Annotated in this window: 4 protein-coding genes and 1 pseudogene; all 5 read left to right on the forward strand. The window is 40.1% G+C overall.

What is annotated here, in order from left to right; translation table 11 throughout:
• Nucleotides 1-250 precede the first annotated feature (250 nt).
• A complete protein-coding gene (locus FTU35_RS12950) occupies nucleotides 251-1,753 on the forward strand; it encodes an IS91 family transposase (RefSeq protein ID WP_180064794.1) in 1,503 nt (500 codons plus the stop codon).
• A 122-nt stretch (nucleotides 1,754-1,875) separates the two neighbouring features.
• Complete coding sequence (locus FTU35_RS12955; RefSeq protein ID WP_180064795.1) at nucleotides 1,876-3,279, forward strand: hypothetical protein; 1,404 nt, start codon at nucleotides 1,876-1,878, stop codon at nucleotides 3,277-3,279.
• 276 nt (nucleotides 3,280-3,555) lie between these two features.
• The gene (gene erm / locus FTU35_RS12960) at nucleotides 3,556-4,425 is read left to right on the forward strand and encodes a 23S ribosomal RNA methyltransferase Erm (RefSeq protein WP_107318659.1); all 870 of its coding nucleotides are present in this window, start codon (nucleotides 3,556-3,558) and stop codon (nucleotides 4,423-4,425) included.
• A gap of 16 nt (nucleotides 4,426-4,441) precedes the next feature.
• Nucleotides 4,442-5,110, forward strand: coding sequence for a hypothetical protein (locus tag FTU35_RS12965; protein ID WP_180064796.1), 669 nt, complete (start codon nucleotides 4,442-4,444; stop codon nucleotides 5,108-5,110).
• A 269-nt stretch (nucleotides 5,111-5,379) separates the two neighbouring features.
• Nucleotides 5,380-5,518: pseudogene (locus FTU35_RS12970) on the forward strand (transposase zinc-binding domain-containing protein); the annotation flags it as partial.

Raw genomic sequence — 5,518 nt, forward strand, 5'->3', positions numbered from 1 at the left:
GCGCTCAGTAGGCAATTTTTCAAAATATTGTTAAGCCTTTTCTGAGCATGGTATTTTTCATGGTATTACCAATTAGCAGGAAAATAAGCCATTGAATATAAAAGATAAAAATGTCTTGTTTACAATAGAGTGGGAGTGACTGGCACTCACAGGCAATGTCTGGCACTGGCTGGCATCACAGCTGAGACTTCAATATCTCGCAGCTGAGCGATAAACTGTATAAAAACACAGTATCGCAAGGATGCGGATCATGCCCCAAGTGGCGGCCAGGATGGCCAGCCGGGACGAGAACACTGGTCATTACCAGCGTCACCGGCCCGAGCAAACCCTGCTCTATCGGATCGTCGAAGAATACTACCCGACGTTCGCTGCCCATTTGGCGGCGCAGGGCAGGGAACTGCCCGGCTATGTGCAACGCGAGTTTGACGACTACCTCAAATGCGGCCGTCTCGAACACGGCTTTCTGCGGGTGCGTTGTGAGTCGTGTCACGCTGAGCACCTGGTTGCGTTCAGCTGCAAACGTCGGGGCTTCTGTCCTAGTTGTGGCGCACGGCGTATGGCCGAAAGCGCCGCGCTACTGGTCGATGAGGTTCTGCCCGTACAGCCCATGCGCCAATGGGTACTCAGCTTTCCCTTTCAATTGCGCTTTCTGTTCGCCAGCCGGCCGGAGGTCATGGGCCGGGTGTTGGGCATCGTTTACCGCGTCATCGCCACGCATCTGGTCAAGAAAGCGGGCTATACCCACCAAGCGGCCAAGACCGGTGCCGTCACCCTGATCCAGCGCTTCGGCAGTGCACTGAACCTCAACATTCACTTTCACATGCTGTTCCTCGATGGCGTGTACGTTGAGCGTCCCAATGGAACAGCCCGGTTCCTCTGGGTCAGGGCGCCGACCAGCGCCGAACTCACCCAACTGGCGCACACCATCGCCCATCGGGTCGGCCGCTATTTGGAGCGGCAAGGCCTACTGGAGCGGGATGCTGAAAACAGTTACCTGGCCTTGGATGCGGTGGATGAAGATGCGATGACTCCACTGCTGGGGCATTCCATCACGTATCGCATCGCCGTGGGGCCACAGGCAGGGCGCAAGGTGTTCACCCTGCAGACGCTGCCCGCCTGCGACCCGGAAGATCAGTTTGGTGACATGCCCGGTAAGGTTGCCGGTTTCTCGCTACATGCCGGCGTAGCGGCCAAGGCCCATGAGCGCAGCAAACTCGAACGGCTGTGCCACTACATCAGCCGCTCGGCGGTGTCTGAGAAACGGCTGTCGCTCACGAAGAATGGCAACGTGCGCTACCAGCTTAAGACGCCGTACCGGGACGGCACCACGCATGTGATCTTTGAGCCGCTGGACTTCATCGCAAGACTGTCGGCGTTGGTGCCGAAGCCACGTGTGAACCTTACCCGGTTTCATGGGGTGTTTGCGCCCAACAGCAAGCACCGCGCCCTGGTTACACCTGCCATGAGGGGCAAGGGGAGCAAAAAGGTCAAGGTATCGGATGAGCCGCCAACACCCGCTGGGCGGCGAGCGTCGATGAAATGGGCACAGCGGCTCAAGCGTGTATTCCAAATCGACATCGAGACTTGCAGCGAATGCGGCGGTGCCATGAAGGTGATTGCCTGTATTGAAGATCCGGTAGTGATCAAGCAGATCCTCGACCATCTGAAGCAAAAAGCCGAAACCAACGAGTCCAGCCCGTTGCCCGAGAGCCGGGCACCACCGGCTGGCCTGTCGCCGGGTCTGTTTACCTGACCCGTCCCAAACGATTCCGATCACGATGCTGCGGTAATTCAGCCGCGGCAGGGATGCGTTATGCCGGCGGCTTGGGTTGGCCCCGGCTGTCGGGAAAAACGGATGAATTTTCGGCGGGATCGATGGCTACACGGGCCGGATTCAGAATCACCCACTGGCAAAGCAGGCCGTCATTCGCGGTCTACAGTGGCTGGACTTGGAGAAAAACGGCGTTTATTCTTCCTATACTCGGCGTTTATTCTTCCTATACTCTATACTCTCCTATACTCTCTTCCTATACTCTGTTTGTTGCAGATGACGAGGAATTTGAGGTTTTAGCAGTTATAAACCTCTCTCCAACTAAAGATGTTAATGGAAATTATGGTCTAATTTTTTATACCGCAATCGAAGACGAAGAGATCAATGAATATAATGCAGGTATGCTTTTTTCTGATATAGTGCTAGTTTACGATAATGGATATTTTAACACTGTTCGCTTTGAGGACATAATTGATGAAGATCAAGAAACAATATTGGATGAAGGCATTCATAATACAAGAATTGAGATTGAAGGTTATGAGTTTGAAATAAAAATTAAAACCATTTTAGATGAAATATCAAGCGATGATTTTTCAAAAAACTTGGCATTTAATAATAAAATTGAAATTGATATAGACTCTGAATCCGTTAAATTAGGCTCCACTTTAGAAGAAGTCTTAAGCGACATGAAACTAAGTTTATATCTAGGAATTTATTATATAAATCACCACAAACATTCTAATGTTCAAGTTACAAAAGATATGGTTGTTTCTTATGACATTGACACAGAAGGATACGGCTTTATAGTTATCAAATATACTGTTGATGAAAAAGATTATTTCACCTCAAAAACCTTTTTAGTTGCTAAAGATGGGGATGTAATACATGATTCACAAGTTATAATTAATATAGCCGATATGGATCTTTCTGACATAACTGATTATTCTGACATAATTGACTATGGTGTTAGCTATGCCTCATATGGTTCAATCAACAGAAATCCATTACTAATTGTGCCAATGGATTTGGATTTTTCGGGTCTAAAATTAGATTTTGAGGTACTAATTTACGATCTCTACGATTTTAATGAAATTTCAAATGAGTTTATTACCGTTTTAATAGGTGAGGATTTTGTATATGACAACACAAGTGTCGGTTTACAATGGATAACGATTAATGCAATCGACTCTAATGATGATACTTATGAATTCCAACTCTTAATTGCTGTCTACGATAACAATGATGAAAACTATGCAATACCTTATCTATCACATGAATTTGTCAATATACTAGGCGATTATAGGTTTCAAGAGGGATATGGTGTCGAAGGCATAAAATACGATGAAGAATCTCAAAAATTTCTTTATGCAGAATATATAGATATATATTATTGGGGAATTGATGAGCCTAAAACTTTTTACTTGTCCGAAACAAATTTTAAAAATGGCTTTTTTGCACTTACTCTAAATGTTTGGGGAATTGACGTAGACTTCACGGTGCCAGTATGAGAGTAAAATACTAAACATATTAAAATCTAATGTTTTGGTTAAATATTAACATATAAAAGTTGTGAAGAATTTAATAATCATCACATCTTTTTTTATGCAAATTTTTATTTGGTTTAAGATTTGTAACCAGTATTAGTAGTTTTTTATATGTAAAAACACCATTATTTTGTATGCTTGCTATATGTCCAATTTAAATGGCAATAGTTGACAAACTGTACGTTTCATCTTATAATCAATTATATTAACTATTAAAGATTATGCAATTAAAGGGGATTTATGGAAAGAAATATTAGGGATTCACAAAATTTCTTACACGATAAAAAATTAGTTAGTAGCCTTGTTGAAAATAGCAATATAAATAATACTGACATTGTATATGAAATAGGTCCGGGAAAAGGCATAATAACCGAACATTTATTAAGAGTAAGTAAAAGTGTAATTGCAATTGAATTAGACACCTCTTTGTATCAATTTTTAAAGCAAAACTTGAATAGTGAAAAACTAACACTTATCAATCAAGATTTTATGAACATAAAACTTCCTGATGGCAATTATAAAGTTTTTTCTAATATACCGTTTAATATGACGGGAGAAATCTTAACAAGATTACTAACAGCAATCAACCCGCCACAAGATATGTATATTATAATGCAGTACGAAGCAATGTTAAAATACGCAGGCACTCCATATTATAAAGACACATTAAAATCACTTATGTTCAAACCGTTATATGATATAAAACTGGCTTATGAGTTTTTGCCTTCAGATTTTAAACCAAAACCCAACGTGTCTATAGTTCTTGTGCATTTCCATAAAAAAGAATATTGTGATATAAAAAAAGCAACAATGTTAGAATATTGGGATTTTTTATCATATATGTATACTGCCCCAGGATTAAATTTTAAACAAAAAACAAAAAATATTTTTTCTTATGAACAGCAAAAACGTTTGAAAAAAATTATCAATTTAGATAGTGAACTAAATTTTTCCGATTGGACATATATTCAATGGATTAAAATGTTCGATACATATAAGCAGTTTGTATGCCAAGACAAGAAAAAACTCGTAGAAGGTTCTTATCAAAAACTTTTAAAAGAACAATCAAAATTAGAAAAAGTCCACAGAAGCAGAACTCAAAGATATTAAATAAAAGGGTACTTAATTGGAAAAAGGTTACTACTTATTTGCATATGTAGAGATAAACAAGTATGCCAATTTTTATAAAACAGATACAAAAAGGCACGACCAAAATATTTCACTTTGGGAATATGATGGTGGTAAATTGTCATTATTAAGATATTGGGAACTAGAGCGTTTATCCAGAATAAAACATCATAATAAAGCTTTTTATTCTGAAACTCAATTCAAAAATATTGTAAATGTTTTATTATCTGAATTTAATCTGCAATTATCAGATATAAAAGAAATTTATGCATACCCTTATTTAAATGACAAGCAACAAAAAATTGAGTATATCGATAATAATTATAATTATCATTCAATATGTCATATGTTTTCGTCGTTATTAATGAATACTTCTGATTTTTACAACGAAAATATGCTGTCTTTTAGTGTGGATTTAGATTCAGACTATATATCAGAAAAAAAAGACAATAAAAAGAATGATTATATAGGTTGTTTTTCACAAAAAGGTAAATTAAACTTTTTTCCAATCGAATCTCCAGCTCCATTATGGTCGGTGGCATCTCATGACTTTAAATTGGGAGAAGGAACATTAATGGCTCTTTCAAGCGCATTAAAAACAGAGTTTATTCAAAATCTGGATTTTTCGAATGAAAGATTTTTTAAATATTTTCACTATTTTTCTTAAAAAAAATTTGAATGGTATTTGACCGACAATGCAAAATATCAGAAAACGAAGTTCCCGAAAAATAACGGGTAATAATATTACGGTCGTTTAAGCGGCTCTCTGTTGAATATAGGATGGGGACGTTTTAAAATTGAACAGCACTCAGTCACTGAGGTGGTCGGATAAACGACCACCTCAGTATTCGTTTCTTCTTTGGTATTTTAACACTAATACTTATTTCAATGATGCAATAAATTCTTTAATGGCAGTAACAAGCTCAGAGATGGCATTATCAAGCTTATTGCGGGCGGCTGGAGCATGGCTTTCTACGGGTTCGCTGCGAGTCTTGCCACGCCGAGCACCTGGTCGCTTTCAGCTGTAAGCGTCGCGGTTTCTGCCCGAGCTGTGGGGCGCGGCGGATGGCCGAAA

It is taken from the genome of Acinetobacter sp. YH12095 (assembly GCF_013419245.1).
GTDB lineage: Bacteria > Pseudomonadota > Gammaproteobacteria > Pseudomonadales > Moraxellaceae > Acinetobacter > Acinetobacter towneri.